At 58.9% G+C, this 16,828-nt stretch carries 15 protein-coding genes; 10 read left to right on the forward strand and 5 right to left on the reverse strand.

What is annotated here, in order from left to right:
* Positions 1–221: 221 nt before the first annotated feature.
* Complete coding sequence (locus tag HGP17_RS28915; RefSeq protein ID WP_168814522.1) at positions 222–611, reverse strand: hypothetical protein; 390 nt, start codon at positions 609–611, stop codon at positions 222–224.
* Positions 612–1,183: 572 nt separating this feature from the next.
* Positions 1,184–1,387 carry a cold-shock protein gene (locus HGP17_RS28920; RefSeq protein ID WP_168814524.1) on the reverse strand — a complete coding sequence of 68 codons (204 nt, stop codon included), beginning with the start codon at positions 1,385–1,387 and terminating at the stop codon, positions 1,184–1,186.
* Positions 1,388–1,833: 446 nt separating this feature from the next.
* Here HGP17_RS28920 and HGP17_RS28925 point away from each other — a divergent pair, with 446 nt between their 5' ends.
* The gene (locus HGP17_RS28925; RefSeq protein WP_168814526.1) at positions 1,834–3,033 is read left to right on the forward strand and encodes an MFS transporter; all 1,200 of its coding nucleotides are present in this window, start codon (positions 1,834–1,836) and stop codon (positions 3,031–3,033) included.
* Between the two features lie 73 nt (positions 3,034–3,106).
* On the opposite strand, the gene HGP17_RS28930 is transcribed toward HGP17_RS28925, so the two are convergent.
* Positions 3,107–4,147, reverse strand: a complete 1,041-nt coding sequence (locus tag HGP17_RS28930; RefSeq protein ID WP_168814528.1) for an aldo/keto reductase — start codon at positions 4,145–4,147, stop codon at positions 3,107–3,109.
* 174 nt (positions 4,148–4,321) lie between these two features.
* On the opposite strand from HGP17_RS28930, the gene HGP17_RS28935 reads away from it, so the two are divergent.
* From HGP17_RS28935 to HGP17_RS28945, 3 genes are all read left to right on the forward strand, one after another.
* Complete coding sequence (locus tag HGP17_RS28935; protein WP_168814530.1) at positions 4,322–5,419, forward strand: sugar ABC transporter substrate-binding protein; 1,098 nt, start codon at positions 4,322–4,324, stop codon at positions 5,417–5,419.
* A 93-nt stretch (positions 5,420–5,512) separates the two neighbouring features.
* Complete coding sequence (locus HGP17_RS28940; protein ID WP_168814532.1) at positions 5,513–6,592, forward strand: ABC transporter permease; 1,080 nt, start codon at positions 5,513–5,515, stop codon at positions 6,590–6,592.
* The gene (locus HGP17_RS28945) at positions 6,589–7,392 is read left to right on the forward strand and encodes an ATP-binding cassette domain-containing protein (RefSeq protein ID WP_168814534.1); all 804 of its coding nucleotides are present in this window, start codon (positions 6,589–6,591) and stop codon (positions 7,390–7,392) included. Before HGP17_RS28940 ends, HGP17_RS28945 begins: the two co-directional genes overlap by 4 nt.
* Positions 7,393–7,447: 55 nt before the next feature.
* On the opposite strand, the gene HGP17_RS28950 is transcribed toward HGP17_RS28945, so the two are convergent.
* Complete coding sequence (locus tag HGP17_RS28950; protein WP_168814536.1) at positions 7,448–9,058, reverse strand: GMC family oxidoreductase N-terminal domain-containing protein; 1,611 nt, start codon at positions 9,056–9,058, stop codon at positions 7,448–7,450.
* Between the two features lie 210 nt (positions 9,059–9,268).
* Between HGP17_RS28950 and HGP17_RS28955 the strand changes: the two genes are divergently transcribed.
* The 4 genes from HGP17_RS28955 to HGP17_RS28970 all read left to right on the forward strand — a co-directional run bounded on the left by HGP17_RS28955 (position 9,269) and on the right by HGP17_RS28970 (position 14,000).
* Complete coding sequence (locus HGP17_RS28955) at positions 9,269–10,348, forward strand: sugar ABC transporter substrate-binding protein (RefSeq protein ID WP_168814538.1); 1,080 nt, start codon at positions 9,269–9,271, stop codon at positions 10,346–10,348.
* Positions 10,349–10,529: 181 nt separating this feature from the next.
* Complete coding sequence (locus HGP17_RS28960; RefSeq protein WP_168814540.1) at positions 10,530–11,513, forward strand: ABC transporter permease; 984 nt, start codon at positions 10,530–10,532, stop codon at positions 11,511–11,513.
* Positions 11,514–11,518: 5 nt separating this feature from the next.
* Positions 11,519–13,021: a sugar ABC transporter ATP-binding protein gene (locus HGP17_RS28965; RefSeq protein WP_168814542.1), complete on the forward strand. Its 1,503-nt coding sequence runs from the start codon at positions 11,519–11,521 to the stop codon at positions 13,019–13,021.
* 10 nt (positions 13,022–13,031) lie between these two features.
* Positions 13,032–14,000 (forward strand): ABC transporter permease, encoded by a 969-nt coding sequence (locus tag HGP17_RS28970; RefSeq protein WP_348649003.1) that lies wholly within the window; start codon positions 13,032–13,034, stop codon positions 13,998–14,000.
* 77 nt (positions 14,001–14,077) lie between these two features.
* On the opposite strand, the gene gloA is transcribed toward HGP17_RS28970, so the two are convergent.
* The gene (gene gloA, locus HGP17_RS28975) at positions 14,078–14,491 is read right to left on the reverse strand and encodes a lactoylglutathione lyase (protein WP_168814546.1); all 414 of its coding nucleotides are present in this window, start codon (positions 14,489–14,491) and stop codon (positions 14,078–14,080) included.
* A 161-nt stretch (positions 14,492–14,652) separates the two neighbouring features.
* On the opposite strand from gloA, the gene HGP17_RS28980 reads away from it, so the two are divergent.
* On the forward strand, positions 14,653–16,098 hold the full coding sequence (locus HGP17_RS28980) for an FAD-binding oxidoreductase (protein WP_168814548.1): 1,446 nt from the start codon (positions 14,653–14,655) through the stop codon (positions 16,096–16,098).
* Positions 16,099–16,101: 3 nt separating this feature from the next.
* Positions 16,102–16,821: a FadR/GntR family transcriptional regulator gene (locus HGP17_RS28985; RefSeq protein ID WP_168814550.1), complete on the forward strand. Its 720-nt coding sequence runs from the start codon at positions 16,102–16,104 to the stop codon at positions 16,819–16,821.
* Positions 16,822–16,828: the final 7 nt, after the last annotated feature.

Here is a 16,828-nt window from a genome sequence, read left to right on the forward strand (position 1 = left end):
TCAGAAGCTTATAAACGCGCAATATTCCCTTGGTCTTGCGTGTCAAGCGCATGGCCGTACCAAAGCGTTCGCCTTTGCGCGGCGTTTCCCCTTGTCGACGTTTTAATGCGCGAACGAAATCTGCCGACGGCCAGGAAAACGCAGCCAGCGAAGTTGCCACGGCCGCGATTTTAGGAGCGAACAAGCGTGGCTCCGGAGCGATTAACCTGCATGCCGGCGTCTTAGCCGTCGATGCCGTTGGCCTTGCAGCGATCCCGCACCTGAGCCGAGAGATCCTCCGACTGCCCGTAACTCATCAGATTGAAGATGGTGACGTTCTGGCCGCCAAACTGACTTTGGACGAGCGTTCCGATGAAAGGTGCATTCGGATTGTCTTTGCCGATATTCGCCGTCCCGCAGGCATAGGTTGCACCGTCGGCAGACGTACGGGCTTTGCCGCCATTGACCACCACCTGTTTGAGAGCCAGCGATTTTTGAAAGCCGTTTTGAACCGCAGTGATTTCTTCCTGGGTCAATACGCGGACAGCAGACGGCGGAGTTTCCGGTGCAGGTTTCAATCCGTGACAGGATGCCAAAGCAGCACACGCCAATATAGAGATGGCTTTTTTCATATGTTCCTCCTCTCAAAACCCTCTTTTGGATACATGAGAGATGGACGTTGCTCAACCTGTGTTGAGTATCCACGCTCGCCGCGCTCTATCGAGGATGATGCTCATTGAGGAGGTGTCCGACGAAACTCATTTGGGGGCGTAGCCTCGTCGGACGCTGCAATTGCCGGATTGGGGGTGGCATCCAATCTGGTAGAAACCACTGTGCCATCTACCTGAGGTTTATTTAAGCTGCCCAAATGGGTGGCCCTGAGCCACCTTTCGGCTCCAAGGGCAACATCTTCCGGCGATATCGGTTTTAACACATGAATTCGACATGTTCGAACGAAGAGGATTCGCGGCCGACGGGATAGCTCAGTCGTGCTTTAACCTCAACGAAAGGCCGGGATTGCCGGCATTCTGGCTGCCGTTCACTCGGTCTCAGTAAACGAACGAACCATCGCCTCGTCAAAGAAGCCATGGTTTCTAAACGGGTAAGCGTGGCGCGCATTCCGAAAACACGCCAGCTCGTATGATTTAGCCTGTTTCGATCACGAAACGGGCTAAATCTGCAGCAAATATTCTAACTCTGACGATCAGAGTACGGAGACGTTTTCAGCCTTCGACTTGCCGGTCTTGCGATCCTGGCCAACTTCGTAGCTTACCTTGTCGCCTTCTCTGAGCGAGCTGCCGCGCGGCAAAGCAGAAACGTGAACGAACACATCCGCGCCCCCAGTTTCGGGCGTAATGAAGCCAAAGCCCTTATCGTCGTTGAAGAATTTAACAGTACCTGTAGGCATCGCAGTTCCTTTTCACATCCACGGCCATATAGCGCGCGGAGGGACCATATATCGTGCACCTTCTGCGATCAATGTTTCCAAGCCGCATTCCGCACCCCGAAAGGGCATGCTTTTGGTCAAAATTGGATAAAAAAGACCATTGTAAACAATATTTGGACCTCGGGGCACTGGGAACACCGTCATCTCAGACTGCTGATTCCCGTTCCAGCGGCGCTCGCAAACCACGTTCAGGCGCTCTTTATCAAAGGCACGATATTGGACGCAGCGTTCCAATTTATTCGTTCCCGAAGCGGTCACTGCATTGTTGTGGTCAAAACGATCAATTCGTCTCTTTCAACCAAAAGCAATGCTCGATCCGGGCAATACACTGTGGCTTTGAAGTGCGGCGGCTGGTAACAGTCCCGGCTCGGGGGTAGCTGAACTATTAGCATCGACATGGGGGTTTCATGCGTTTCGCACAGCACCACAGGCTGAATGCCTGCTTTTTCCTGTTTGCAGTCGGTCTCGGGGCACTTCTTGCCCGCATGCCCGATTTGCAGGTAGCCCTTGAGGTCAACAAGGCCGGTCTTGGCCTGACCTTGATCGGGATGGCCTTGGGTGCGCTGACGTCGCTGACGCTATCCTCACCATTGATCTCTCGTTTCGGCGCCCGGAAGACGGCGCTGGTAACAGTCATCGGCACGGCGGCGATCTATGCCATCATTCCCTGGCTGCCATCCGCGCCGATCGTCTTCATTGCCTTTTACTGCGCCGGGCTTCTGGCCGGTGCTTTGGAAATCAATCTCAACGTCGAGATTGGCAAGGAGGAGGCGAGAACGGGCCGCAGTATCATGAACCGCGCACACGGCTTCTGGAGCCTCGGCTTTTTCGTGACAGCGCTTTTTGCCTCCTACGTGCGCCAGATCGGCATGTCGATGCATCTGCACGTGGGGCTGGCCTTCTGCGTCGTTCTCATTGCGGGCGGTTGGGTGATTTCCGGCTTGCGAGATACGGCTTCGCCACACGCGACAGAGCTCGAAAGCGCGCAGCCGCATTTTGCATTTCCGACTATCGGTCTTCTGCCGCTCTGCATCATCGGGATCGCGGCCTTCCTCGTCGAAGGCGCCGGCATCGACTGGTCGGCAATCTATATGCGCGATGTCTTTGCAGCCGAACCCTTTATCGGCGGTCTTGGATTGACGCTCTTCACGTTCTTCATGGCGATGGTCCGTCTATTTGTCGATCCGCTGGTCGACCGTTACGGCGCTCGCTTCGTGTGCGTTGCGCTGCTGGTATTATCGGCTATCGGATTGAGCAGCGTATGGCTGGCGCCGCATTCCTTCGTCGCGCTGTTCGGCTTTGCCCTGATGGGTGCCGGCTGCAGCGCGGTCTATCCGCTAGCGGTCTCTGCGGCGGCTCGGCGCACCGATCGATCCGCGCATATCAATGTCGCCGCTCTCGGCCAGGTAACATTTATCGTCTTCTTTCTCGCACCGCCATTGCTCGGTTTCGTCGCCGAACATTCCGGTATCCGCAACGCCTATTTCATCTGCCTACCGCTGGTGATCGGCGCATTGCTATCGGTAAAGGCGCTGTCGAACGAGAAGAGGCCCTCATACGCAAGCGAAGAGCGCTCCAGGACAACAGCCGATCAGCGATGCGGATAATCGAAAGGGCGGATCAATTCGTCAGCAAGTCGTAAGGTAGGGGCAAGATGTGATCTTGCCCCTTTGCGCATTCTCAATTCACGCCGTCCGGTAGAGGTGCGAGCGGGTCGACCAAGCCTTCCGCCCGAAGATCCGACCATAGAGCCGTCGGAATCTGCCACTGCATATATTGCAGGTTCTGCTCGAGTTCGGCCACCGAACGTGCTCCCGGAATGACGCTGACGACCAACTTGTGAGCCAAAGGAAATTGAAGAGCGGCGGCAGCTAACGGAACTCCGTGACGCTCGCAGACTGCATTCAGGCGAGAAACCCTGTCGAGAACCTCCTGGGGAGCGCTTTTTGTGTTGAACGTTGCGCCCTGTACGGCTCCGGTTGCCAAAATGCCCGAGTTGTAGGGACCGCCAATAACGAGTTTCGTGCCTTTTCGTTCACAGGCGGGAAAGAGCGTCGCCAGTGGCTCCTGCTCGAGAAGCGTGTATCGCCCGGCCAGAAGAAAATAATCGAACTGTCCGGCCTCGACGAAATCCGACAGCATCTGCCATTGGTTGATGCCGACACCAACAGCCTTGATGACGCCCTGCGAGCGGAGCTCGTCCAAGGCCGGATAGGCGCCGTCCATTGCTTCCTTGAAGCGGCTGCGGGCGTAGGGATCCTCTCCCTTTGCAAAATGCAATGCCTCGTCGGGATCGTGAATGGCCAGCATATCGATATAGTCGGTTCCGAGCCGCTTCAGCGAACCCTCGATCGACCGGAGCACACCGTCGCGTGAATAGTCAAAGTCGGCGCGAAAAGCGGGTGCATCGTCCCAGAGGACGGGCTTGACCTCGCTGTCTGGAATGGGAACCAGATCGTAGCCAACCTTGGAAGAGATAACGATCTCCTGTCGCGGCAAGGTTCTGATCGCCTCGCCAAGGCGTGATTCGGCAAGGCCGAACCCATAAACCGGCGCCGTGTCGAAGTAACGCAGGCCACTCGCATAGGCGGCGTGGACCGTTTCATGGGCGACCTTTGGATCGGTGGCGCGGTACATATTGCCGAGCCCCGTACCTCCCAAACCCATCGTAGTGACCGCCAGCCCACCGGCGGTAACGTGTCTCTTTTCCAACGTCGGCATCTGATTTCCCTGACTATTTCTCGATTTCACCAATATGTGACAGGCCTATGCTCGCCCGATTTGAGGCGGGGTCACCAAATCATATTGACATAAAAGTTGTCGTACAACAATGTAACCGTACGATGGCAAGTGCACTGGAGGTGTGGCTCCCATCGTCAAAGGGAGGATGCAGTGGTGAACGACAGTCATAATGAGAGTGACGAATCCCATGCACAGCGGCTGCTGAGCCGCAGGCAGGCTTTCGGGCTTGCGGCGAAAACCGGTATCGGCGCCGCAGCGTTGGCAAGCGGCGCGGCCGCCTTGGTATCAAATCCGAACTTGGCGATGGCTCAGGCCGCTGCTACCGCAAGCGCCGGTTTGCCGAAAAAGCCGTTCAAGTTTCACTTTGTCTGCCATGTGACGCTCGATCAGTTCTTCACGCCCTGCATCTACGGTATCCAGGACGCATGCGCCGCATTCGGCGCGACCTACCAGTGGACGGGATCCCAGAAGAACGTCGTCTCGGAAATGGTCAGCGCCATGCAGACGGCCATCGCCCAGAAGGCAGATGGTATTGCGGTCTGCCTCGTCGACCCGAAGGCCTTCGATGCTGCAACGGATATGGCCACGGCCGCCGGTATTCCCGTGGTTGCCTTCAATGCCGACGTGCCGACAGGCAGCCCCAACAAGCGTCTTTCCTATGTCGGCCAGCCACTCTTCCAGTCCGGTTACAACAGTGCGGTGAAGTGGTTGAAGCTGCTCCCGCCGAAGGCGCACGTCTTGCTGACGATCGGCGTCCCCGGTTCGCTCAATACCCAGCCGCGCCTCGATGGTTACATTCAGGCAATCAAGGATGTCGGTAACGGTGTGACCTACGATGTCGTCAATGCCGGCCCGGATCCGCAGACGGAAATCTCGCGCGTCGAATCCTACTATCTGAGCCATCAGAATGTTGCCGGCATGTTCGGCACCGGCGGTTCCGACACCTATGCCTGCGGTTTCGTGTCGAACAAATACGGTCTCGCCAAGAAGGGCGGCATCGTTGCCGGCTTCGATCTCTTCCCGCAGACGCTAACCTTCATCAAGAGCGGCGACGTCGCGTTCACGACGGACCAGCAGGCCTACCTTCAGGGATTCCTGCCGGTGCAACAGATGTTCCTGTACAAGGTATCCGGCGGCCTCGTCGGTCCGGCAAACAGCGACACCAGCCAGGCCTATGTGACCAAAGACAATGTCGATCAGTATCTCAGCCAGACGCGCTTCGAAGGCCGCTCCAGCGACGAGCCGAAGTAAGTCAGGTTCTGAAACAGTGTGCACGGCCTTCGCGGGCCGTGTACTTTTTTGCCGGCCGGCAAAACGGCCAACAATAGCGAGGTCGATTATCTGATGAATGTAGAGCCCGGAGGCCGCGACAAGGCCGCTCATGCTATCGCCGTTCCACCGGTCCGCCCGACGATGGGCAGCAGGGCAGCCGTTGTCTTTTCCCGCTATAAAGAGGCAAGCGTCGCTGTCGTTGCAATTCTGCTCGTCATCTATTTTCAGATCGGCAGCAATGGCGGCTTTCTCACGACCCAGTTGATGAGCGTCGTGCTGCGCGACACCGGTCGGTTGGGCATGATTTCGGTGGCCGAAGTCATGCTGATGATCACGGGCGAGATCGACCTTTCACTGAGCAGCACCTTCTCGCTTGCGCCTTATCTCATGGTGTTGATGTCGGTCACATGGGGCCTGCCGCTTTTTGCCGGCGCCATCATCGGCGTTCTCCTCGGTGTCGCCATCGGTTTCGTCAATGGCTTCATCACCGTCAGGATGCGCATACCATCGCTGATCACCACAGTCGGTACGCTTTTCCTTCTGCAGGGGATTACCGTTTCGATCTATGACAGCCAGCCGATCGTTGCGCCGATCGAGGAACCATTCAACGCCATTTTTGGTGAAAGCCTGTATGCGCCGACCGACTCTCTGTTTTCGCTGCATGGTCTGACAGCATTCTCGCCGTTTCTCTGGGCTCTGTTTGTCGTGATTGCGCTGGCGGTCGTGCTGACGAAAACCCGGTTTGGCCTTCATACGGTCGCCACGGGCAGCAACATCACCGGCTCCCGCGAAATCGGGATCAGGACCGACTGGATCAAGATCTATAATTTCATGATCGCCGGCGGCATCGCAGCTCTGGCAGGTATCATCAACACGGCCGAGTTCGCCTCCGCGGATCCGACAGCCGGCAGTCCGTTCCTGACGCTTCAGGCGATCGCGGCGGCCGTCATCGGCGGCACGTCGCTGCTTGGCGGCTCCGGAACGGCCGTTGGTTCGCTGATCGGAGCGTTCGTGGTCGCCTCGCTCAACAACGGCCTCGTCATGGTCGGAGCACAGGCCACCACCTCGGATATCTATCTTGGAGGCGCGATCATCGGCGCGATGATCCTTAACGTCCAGGTCGACAGGCTGCGCACAAGGAGACGCAAATGACAGGCGAACCCATTCCTCCGCTTCCGCAGAATGCGCCCGTCATTCTTGAGATGGAGCATATCAGCAAGAGCTTCGGCGCCGTTACCGCGCTTGTGGACGTCAGCCTGAAACTCCGCAAGGGCGAAGTTCTGGCACTCGTCGGCGACAATGGCGCCGGGAAATCGACGCTCATCAAGACGATGTCAGGCTTCCATACGCCGGATCGCGGCAAGATGCAGTTCAACGGTGAGGACGTGCGGTTCAATTCGCCGAGAGACGCACGCGCGCTCGGCATCGAAACCGTCTATCAGGATCTGGCGCTGGTGGGCGATCTCAGCGTCTACCACAACATGTTTCTGGGGCGTGAGCAGCGCAAGCGTTTCCTCGGGCTGAACCTGCTCGATAACCAGCGCATGCGCCAGCTGTCCCGCACCTATCTCGACACGCTGGGCATCTCCATCCCCAGCGTGAACAGTACGGTGGACATGCTGTCCGGCGGTCAGCGTCAATGCATCGCGGTGGCCCGCTCCATCTATTCGTCGCCGACCGTGCTCATCCTTGACGAACCGCTGGCAGCCCTTGGCGTGCGCGAAAGCGCCCACGTGCTCGGGCTCATTCAGAACCTGCGCCGACAGCGCGAAGTTTCGGTCGTTCTGATCGTTCATAACTACAATCAGATCTTCGAAGTCTGCGACCGCATCAACTTCCTGCATGCCGGCGAGATCGTGCTCGATGCCGCGACATCGGAAACCAGTGAGGAAGAGTTGATCCGCATCGTCAAATCCGGCCTCGGCAAGCGGGCGGTCGCTACCGCAGGGTAGCCTTTAGGATAAGACTGCCACGGCAGGAATTAAAACCTGCCGTGGTTGAGATCGTTCAGGCGTATTGACGTTGCGATCGTGTCTGCTTCACGCCCTTCAGAATGTCTGCAGCCTTTTCAGCAATCATGACCGTTGCGGCATTGGTATTGGAAGAGATCAGGCGCGGCATGACGGAGCTGTCGCAAACTCTCAAGCGATCGATTCCACGCACCTTAAGCTCAGGGTCGACGACTGCATCCTCAGCACCACCCATGCGGCATGTCCCGACGGGATGATAGGCGGAGCGCGCATATTGGCGGGCGAACTCGCGGTATTCGTCCTGGCTGCGGATATTCCCGTCCGGCAGATGCAGCTTTCTGACGAATGGCCGGAAGGCTGCCTGCGAAAGGATTTCCTGGCTGATCCTGATGCCATCGACGGCGCGCTCGAGATCATAGGGCTCGGCAAAGGCATTCGGATCGATAGCCGGCGCCATGCGCGGATCCTTGGAACGAAGCGTGACGGAGCCGCGCGAGCGTGGACGAACGTGATAGGAGTTCAGCGTGCAGCCATTGCCGCCAGGCACGCCGCCGATGCCTTCCTCAACGCCGGCACCCGGAAGAAAATGAAACTGGATATCGGGTGTTTTCTCGTCGCGGTCGCCCCACCAGAAGCCGCCGGCCTCAACGATATTGGACGCGACCGGCCCCTTGCCGAACAGGGCATATTCGATGCCTGCGGCGACTTGCCAATGGCGTTTCTTGTAGCGGTCGATGCCATGCGGACCGTTTAGCTCTGCCAGCACATCGACATCCATATGATCCTGCAGATTCTTGCCGACCTGCGGCAGATCGCGAACGACGTCGATGTCGAGAGCCCGTAGCTCATCCGCCGGCCCAAGTCCGGACAGCATCAGCATTTTCGGCGAACCGATGGCGCCGGCCGTCAGGATGACTTCGCGCTCTGCTCTGAGAAGAACGGAACGCCCGTTCTCTATGATCTCGATGCCGACGGCGCAGCCATTTTCAATGACGATACGGTTGACGGCGGTGTCGGTTCTGACCGTCAAGTTCTTGCGTCCGAGGGCAGGCCGCAGATAACCGACGGCTGTGCTGCTGCGTCGACCGTTGCGCGTCGTCGTTTGATAGAAGCCTGCGCCAGCCTGCGATCCGGCATTGAAGTCCGGATTGAAAGGGAGACCAGCCTCTTGAGCTGCCCGCACGAAGACGCGGGTCAGCGAATGTGGCGTCTGAGAGCTCACCCCAAGCGGGCCCTCGGTGCCGTGGTGGTCACCGCCGAACGTATCATTGCCCTCAGACTTGCGGAAATAGGGGCGCACATCGTCATATCCCCAACCTTGGCACCCTTCGAGATCGCGCCAGCCATCGTAATCCTGCGGGCATCCCCGCGTGAAGACCTGCGCATTTATGGAGCTGCCGCCGCCAAGAACACGAGCCTGTGGATAGACCATCGTACGGCCGGCGATTTCGCGGCCGGCAATGGTTTCATATCCCCATATGAGCGGACCCGCGGTCATTTTGAAAAAACCGACCGGCAGGTGGATATACATGTTCTTGTCTTGAGGGCCGGCCTCCAGCAAAGTTACGGAAACATCGGGATCTTCGCTCAGGCGCGCAGCAAGCACGCATCCCGCCGAACCGCCACCGACGATGATGTAATCGGGCATTCTTTCCTCCGCAAATACCGGCATTTCCTCATTGTCCGGCCATCAATCCGTGCGCACAATCTCAAGTCTCTTGCCCCTCGTCAAGAGAAAGGGTACGGTTATAGTCTTGAAGGGTTGTCGTACAAATGCTACGACGATGATGCTTCGGATCCAGATGTCGCGGGAACAAGGACGGCATCTGATCTTCGTCATTCAAAGGGAGGTTTACGAATGACTGACAGGACAAGTTCGCGTTTCGCCAGCATGAACCGCCGATCGTTTCTCGCTACCGTCGCGGCGGGTGCAACGGTCGCTGCACTGCCCAGACAACTCTTCGCCGCAGACAAGCCGACGCTCGTCACATCCATTCGCTCGCTGTCCAATCCCTATCACGCGGTCTGGAAGACAGGCGCCGAGGCCTTCGCGTCCGCAATCGGCCTCGACCACGTCACGCTCGTCTCGGAAGGCAACAGCGAGAAGGGCATTGCCGACATTAAAGCCATGCTCGCCAAGACCGGCGGCAACATGGTCTTGAACTCGGACCCGAACGATACGCCGGATGCGCGGCCGATCGTGGAAGCCTGCGCGAAGGCCGGCGCCTACGTCGTCACACAGTGGAACAAGCCGAACGACCTTCACCCGAAGGATTTCAACCCGTTCTACGTCTCGCACATCGAGTTCGACGGGATCACCAGCGGCAAGCAGATTGCCGAAATCCTGTTCAAGACGATCGGCGGCTCCGGCGGCATTATCGCACTTGGCGGGCAGATCTCGAACACTGCCGCGATCGAACGCAAACAGGGCCTGGAACAGGCGCTGGCTGCAAACCCCAACATCAAGCTCTTGGACTTCCAGGTCGCCAACTGGAAATCCTCGGAAGCCTATGACCTGACGGGCAATCTTCTGACGCGCTTCGGCGACGACGTGAAGGGTGTCTGGGCAGCCAATGACGATATGGGTACGGGCGCGCTCGAAGCGCTGCGCGCCGAAAACCTCGCCGGCAAGGTTCCAGTCGTCGGCGTCGATGGCATCAAGGCGGCCGTCGACGCGGTGCGGAAGGGCGAATTTGCCTGCACCGTCACCTCGGATCCCTTTTGGCAGGGCGGCATGGGCCTCGCGATCGGTCTCGCAGCGTTGCAAAAGAAGTTTGACCCGGCCAAGGAGCCGCCGGAACACCGGGAGTTCTACGGCAAGGCGGTGCTCATCGCCAAGGAAAACGTCGAAGACTACTACAAGAACAACATCGACTCGCATCCAAAGCTCGACTGGAACGACCTCTGGGGCCGCGTAACCGGCGCCATTCGAACCTGATACGGCCACGCTTTTCCGCAGCCTGCGGCTCCTCCCGCGGTTGCCTTGTGGCTGGCAGGCGTCACGGCGCCTGCCAGCTATCTCAGGCCAGTTCTATCGGGAATGACGCAGCGAGGTATATCCGTTGACCATCAACGTCGAGAACATCAAAACTATTAAGAACAGCGAGCGGGCAGGTGCCATGTCGACGTCTGGAAGCCGCCTGATGGGCAAGCTTAATCTGAAGCGCTGGCGTTCCTATGCCCCGGCGTTGGTGCTGATTGCTCTTTGCATTCTCATCACCATAGCAAATCCGAATTTCATCGAATTGCGCAACCTCGTGCGCATCGCTAACTCCGCGGCAGTGCCCTTGACACTTGCCATGGGGCTTACCTTCATCATCTTGCTTGGCAGCATCGACCTGTCGGTCGAGGGTTCGCTCTCGGTTGCGGCGATGGTCACCGTGCTCCTTGCTACCAATGACGCCAATGCCAATTCCTATGGCTGGTTCGCCGTTATCGCGGCAATCGCGGCCAGCACGGCAATGGGTTTCACGACCGGCATCATTCAGACGTTTCTGAGAATTCCATCTTTCATGGCAACGCTTGGAGTCTGGTTCATAGGGCTCGGCATCTCCGTCTATATGCTTGGCGGCTCGGCTGTGCGCCTGATGGATCCATCCATCCGCGATCTAGCCCTCGCACGCGTTCTCGGCCTGCCGCTCGCAGCCTGGGTGGCATTCGCAGCGTTTCTGATTGCTTGCGTCGTTCAATATTACACCCGCCTTGGCCGGCATATCATGGCGATTGGCGGCGGTGAGGATGTGGCTGAACTCTCCGGCATCAGTCTTCGCCGTGTGCGCATCATGGCCTTCGGGCTGGCGGGGTTCTTCTTCGGCATAGCGGGCGTTCTTGCCGCTGCGCAGCTTGGTCGCTCCGACGCCGTCATCGCCGACGGACGCTTGTTTGCAGCCGTCACCGCAGTGGTCGTCGGCGGCACAGCGCTGACCGGCGGCGAGGGTGGTGTCATCAATACCTTGGTCGGCGTCCTGATCGTCACCGTGCTCAGCAACGGGATGATCCTGCTCGGCGTGTCTCCCTATGTTCAGCAGACCGTGCAGGGTCTGATGATCATTGCCGCCGTGGCCCTTTCCCTTGATCGCCTGCGCCTCCAGATCGTGAAGTGACCGCCATGTTGTCAGCCAAGGAAATCAGCAAGTCCTTTGCGGGTGTTCCCGCTCTAAAGAATGTTTCGCTCGAAGTCAGGCCCAATGAGGTCGTCGGGCTGATCGGGGAGAATGGCGCCGGCAAGTCGACGCTGATGCGCATTCTTGCCGGAACCCATCAACCCGATGGCGGCACTCTCATGCTCGACGGCCAGCCGCTTCGGTTGCGGAACGCTCGCGACGGTGCCGTGCATGGCATTGGCATGGTCTTCCAGGAGCAGTCGCTGCTTCTGAATATTTCCGTGGCCGAGAACATCTATCTCGGTCAGGAAGATCGTTTCGTCCGGTTCGGCATTATGGACTGGAAGGGAATGCGGGCCGCTGCACGGCGCCAGCTCGAAAAGATCGGCGTCGACATCGACGTGACGGCCCGCACGTCGGAGCTGACATTCGCCGCCCGCCAGATGGTCGAACTTGCCAAGGCTTTGACGCTGGAGGAAACCGTATCGCGACCGCTCGTGATCTTGCTTGACGAGCCGACCTCCGTGCTGAGCGGCAGCGACATCGACGTGCTGTTCAAGCGTGTCCGCTCGCTCAAATCCCGGGCAAGCTTCGTCTTCGTCTCGCATCGCCTGGATGAGGTCCTACGCATTTCGGACCGCGTCTACACGATGAAGGATGGGCAGGTCGTCGCCGAGCATACAGCAGCCGATGTCACTGGACCGGAATTGCATGAAATCATGGTCGGCCGCGGCTTGCAGGCGACATACTACAAGGAAGACAAGCAGGTCCCGCCGCGCAGCGAGATCGTGGTCGATGCCAGCCGCCTGGCCATCGACGGCGCGTTCCACGACGTCGATCTGCAGATCCGTGCGGGCGAGATCGTTGGCATCGCGGGCGTTGTCGGATCAGGCCGCGAAGAGGTAACGCGCACCATCGGTGGATTTCTGACGCATACCAGCGGCACCTTGAAGATCAATGGCGACCCGGTGCACTTCAAGTCACCGGGGCAGGCGGTCCGCAAGAGCGTCGGCTATATCCCGCGCGAAAGACGCGTCGAGGGTCTGGTGATGTTCCTTTCCATCGCCGAAAATATCACGCTTGCCGACCTGTCCTCCGTCATGCGCAAGGGCGCAATCGACTATGGCCGCGAGCGCCGGCTTGCCAGCGATTGGATCAAGCGCCTGCGGATCAAGGCGCCAGGCCCCGATATCGCTTGCCGCAAGCTTTCTGGCGGCAACCAGCAGAAGGTCGTTCTTGCGCGCTGGATGACAGCCGGCTCACGCATCCTGATCCTTGACCACCCGACGCGCGGCCTCGATGTCGGCGCCAAGGAAGAGGTCTACGAACTGGTGCGTGAGTTGTCGTCGCAAGGCATCGCGATCCTGCTGATCTCCGACACGCTGGAAGAGACGATCGGTCTTTCGCATCGCGTGCTTGTGATGCGCGACGGCGCGGTAACGGCACATTTCGATGCAGCGCCCGGTAACAAACCTGATCAGGTCGATCTGGTCAGGGCGATGGTTTGAGGAGAGCATCGTGAACAGCTTCAAAGACATCAAAACTCTCGTTGCCGCTGGCTGGATCCAAGGGGCGATACCGCCGGCTTTGCTGGTCGTCTTGATCCTGATTGTCGAGGTGGCCGCGCCCGGCTTCCTGTCTGGCGATACGCTGCTGCTTCTCCTGTCGAACACAGCCGTCGTCTTTATCCTGGCGGCCGGCGTCACCTTCGTCATTCTCATCGGCGGCATCGACCTGTCGATTCAGTCCGTGGCGTCGCTCGCCAGTGTCATCCTGGCGCAATTGCTGCCGAAGATCGGCATCATGGCCTTTCCGGTCGCCATTCTCTCGGGCCTCGTCTTCGGCATTCTCAGCGGCTATGTCCATGTTCGCCTGAAAGTGCCGTCTTTCGTCGCAACGCTCGCCACTGGCGGCGTCGTGGCTGGCATCGCGCTCTGGGCCGCCGCAGGCCGGGCCATCACGATCGAGCAAGCCGGACGTGAGAACACGGCATGGGTCAACGGCACGTTGGCGGGCCTGCCGACGGTCATCTGGATTGCAGCTGTGATCGGAGTTCTGGCGTTCGTCGGCCTCAGATATACGCGCTTCGGCCGTCACAGCCTTGCCGTTGGTGCGGGCGAACCGGCTGCCATAGCGGCCGGCATTAATGTCGAGCGGACAAAAATCGTCGCGTTTGCAATTTCGGGCATGCTGGCGGCCGTTGCCGGCACCATTCTTGCGGCACGTCTCTCGAGCGGCTCGCCCAATCTTGCAAATCAGCTGCTTTTGCCGGCCATTGCGGCTGTCATCGTCGGCGGGACGGCAATTACCGGCGGACTGGGCGGCGTAGCGCGGACCGCTGTCGGGGCGCTTATCATCTCGATCGTCCGCATCGGCATGACATTCGTGGGGATTAATATCTTCGCCGAAAACGTCGTCTTCGGCGCCGTACTCATCCTTGCCGTCGCGATCACCATCGATCGAAGCAAGATTGCGATCATCAAATGATCAGGTGGGCGACGGTGGCATACGCATATAAAAAAGGCCGCGTCGATCGACGCGGCCGGGAAAAAACGCCCAGGCGCTTACATGGTGTCGAGGCCGATCAGCTCGATTTTGTAACCGTCCGGATCTTCGATAAAGGCAATGTGGGTCGTGCCGTGGAGCATCGGACCCGGCGGACGCGGGATCTTGGCGCCCTCCTTCTCCAAAGCGGCGCAAACGGCGTAGATGTCGTTGACGCCCAGGGCCAGATGGCCGAAGCCGGTGCCGAGATCGTAGGGTTCTTCACGACCCCAGTTATAGGTCAGCTCGACAACGGTATCCGTTTCTTCCGGGCCATAGCCGACGAAAGCGTTGGTGAACTTGCCGCCAGGGTAATCGTCCCTGCGCAGAAGCTTCATGCCGAGCAGCTCGGTATAGAACTTGATCGACTTATCGAGGTCGAGAACGCGGATCATTGTGTGCATCATTCGGAATTGGCCGGTCGCTGCGGTCATAGTACGGATCCTCCTGCAAGTTGTCGTTTTTACACCGGTTTTTAGCGAAATGAGAGCAGCGGAAAAGGTCCCTGCACTTGATGTTCGAAACCGATGTTGTATGATAACCATGTAAGTGACCTAATTGTCCAGATGTTTTCCAGCCAAAGCGGAGCAACCGAATGAACGCCCTCTCACCCCTTCAGGAAAAAGCGCTTGCAGCCCTTGCCGCTGCAATGCCTGCAGACATGCTCCTGACGGACTCGGAAGGCTTGGAGCGCTACAGCCGCGATTGGTCCGGGGATCACTACGGACGACCGCTGGCCGTCGCTCGGCCGCGATCGACCGAGGACGTCAGTCTGTTGATGAAATGCTGTCACGAACAACAGATTCATGTCGTCCCACAGGGAGGGCTGACGGGGCTCGTAGGAGCGGCTGTGGCGAGCTATCCTGGTGGCGAGGTCGTCGTGTCGCTGGAGCGAATGAACAAGGTCCGCTCCGTAAACCCCATCGATTTCGCCATGGTGGTAGAGGCCGGCTGTATTCTTGAAGACGCAAAGCGCCATGCCGAAACGGCAGACTGTATTTTGCCGATCACCTTCGGCGCGCAGGGCACGTGCCGGATCGGCGGGAATGTCTCCACCAATGCCGGTGGCTTCAACGTTCTGCGATATGGCATGACGCGCGATCTCGTGCTTGGTCTCGAGGTGGTGCTGGCCGATGGCCGCATCTGGAATGGCCTGCGCACGCTACGCAAGGACAATCGTGGTTATGATCTCAAGCAGCTGTTCATTGGCAGCGAGGGCACGCTTGGGATCGTGACGGCCGTCGCGCTCAAGGTTTTTCCGAAGCCCGAGCAGATCGAGACGGCTCTGGTCGGCCTTCCATCGGTTGAAGCGGCCATGCAGCTTTATGCGCGGGCACGGCGCCAATGCAGCGACCTGCTGACCGCCTTCGAGCTCATCCTGCGCGGCGGCATAGAAATCGCCATCAATTCCCGCGACGATCTCCCCGATCCGCTCAGTGAAGCCTATCCGGTCTACGTGCTGATCGAGGCATCGGCTGCCGGTCGTGTCGATCTTCGAGCGTTGCTGGAAGGCTTTCTCGCCGACGCGTCCGACCTTGTTCTCGATGGCGTGATTGCGAGCAGCAGGGCTCAGAGCGAACGGCTTTGGCTATTGCGGGAAATGATGGTTGAGGCGCAGGGCCGGGGCGGACGCTATCTGAGGACGGATGTCTCCGTATCCATATCGAGCCTGGCCTCCTTCGTTTCAGATACCCTCGACGCGCTCTCGAAGAAACACCCTGAGGCGATCGCTGTGACGTATGGTCATGTCGGCGACGGCAATATTCATCTGAATATCGTTCCGCCGATCGGCATGCCGACCAGCGAATTCGACCATCTGTTTCATGCGACCGAAGAGGTAATCTTCGATGTCGTTGACCGGCACGGCGGCTCGATCAGCGCCGAGCATGGCATCGGCCGCGTCAAGCAGGCAGCCTTTCTCAAACGCGCCGACCCCTTGACGCTGGAGCTTTCCGGCCGGATCAAGGACGCATTCGACCCGAAGCATCTCTTGAGCGAAGGCCGGATTTTGGCAAGGGTGGAAAGTCAAGCACAGGGGTAGGGAATGACGCTGAAACTCGACAAGGTCAATCGGGGACCACATCTGTCGACCCTGGTCGCAAGTTCGATCTCGCGCGAAATCGCGCAGGGCCGGCTGCGACCTGGCGATCAGCTGCCGACCGAACAGCAGCTCGCCCAGACATTCGGCGTCAGCCGCAACGTGGTTCGCGAAGCGATCGCAAGGCTCAGATCCGAGGGGCGAATCTGGTCTCAACAGGGCCGGGGTGCCTTTGTCGCGGACGAGCCCAATGCGACGGTGCTGACGATCGACTTCGACGCCCTGCAACAGGCAACCGCGTTCCAATCGCTCTTCGAGCTTCGCGGCATACTTGAAGTACAGGCGGCGGCTCTGGCTGCGAAACGTCGCACCGATGATGATCTTCTCGCCATGAAAGAGGCCCTCGCAACCATGCGGAACGCGCCATATGGGAGCGTCATGTGGTTGAAGACCGATCTCGAATTTCACAAAACGGTCGCGGCCGCCACGGGCAATGCATACATGGTCCAGTTTCTGATGTTCGTCTCGGAAAGAGTGCGTGAAAGTATCCTCGCATCCGGCAATCAGCAGCGATCGGAAGATCTCGCCGCGGTCACGCTCGGCGAGCACCAGCGTATACTCGATAGCATCGAGGCAAAGAATGCCGAGGAAGCGCAAGAGGCCATGCGGGCCCACCTCCACGGCGCGGCAAGCCGCGTCGGTCTTGCCGAGGAGCAATCCGAATAATCTGTTG

It is taken from the genome of Rhizobium sp. P38BS-XIX (assembly GCF_012641435.1).
Lineage (GTDB): Bacteria > Pseudomonadota > Alphaproteobacteria > Rhizobiales > Rhizobiaceae > Rhizobium.

Coding starts and splice junctions, on each gene's coding strand:
- HGP17_RS28915 (WP_168814522.1), bottom strand. CDS start 611: ATGAAAAAAGCCATCTCTATATTGGCGTGTGCTGCTTTGGCATCCTGT.
- HGP17_RS28920 (WP_168814524.1), bottom strand. CDS start 1,387: ATGCCTACAGGTACTGTTAAATTCTTCAACGACGATAAGGGCTTTGGC.
- HGP17_RS28925 (WP_168814526.1), top strand. CDS start 1,834: ATGCGTTTCGCACAGCACCACAGGCTGAATGCCTGCTTTTTCCTGTTT.
- HGP17_RS28930 (WP_168814528.1), bottom strand. CDS start 4,147: ATGCCGACGTTGGAAAAGAGACACGTTACCGCCGGTGGGCTGGCGGTC.
- HGP17_RS28940 (WP_168814532.1), top strand. CDS start 5,513: ATGAATGTAGAGCCCGGAGGCCGCGACAAGGCCGCTCATGCTATCGCC.
- HGP17_RS28945 (WP_168814534.1), top strand. CDS start 6,589: ATGACAGGCGAACCCATTCCTCCGCTTCCGCAGAATGCGCCCGTCATT.
- HGP17_RS28950 (WP_168814536.1), bottom strand. CDS start 9,058: ATGCCCGATTACATCATCGTCGGTGGCGGTTCGGCGGGATGCGTGCTT.
- HGP17_RS28955 (WP_168814538.1), top strand. CDS start 9,269: ATGACTGACAGGACAAGTTCGCGTTTCGCCAGCATGAACCGCCGATCG.
- HGP17_RS28960 (WP_168814540.1), top strand. CDS start 10,530: ATGTCGACGTCTGGAAGCCGCCTGATGGGCAAGCTTAATCTGAAGCGC.
- HGP17_RS28965 (WP_168814542.1), top strand. CDS start 11,519: ATGTTGTCAGCCAAGGAAATCAGCAAGTCCTTTGCGGGTGTTCCCGCT.
- gloA (WP_168814546.1), bottom strand. CDS start 14,491: ATGACCGCAGCGACCGGCCAATTCCGAATGATGCACACAATGATCCGC.
- HGP17_RS28980 (WP_168814548.1), top strand. CDS start 14,653: ATGAACGCCCTCTCACCCCTTCAGGAAAAAGCGCTTGCAGCCCTTGCC.
- HGP17_RS28985 (WP_168814550.1), top strand. CDS start 16,102: ATGACGCTGAAACTCGACAAGGTCAATCGGGGACCACATCTGTCGACC.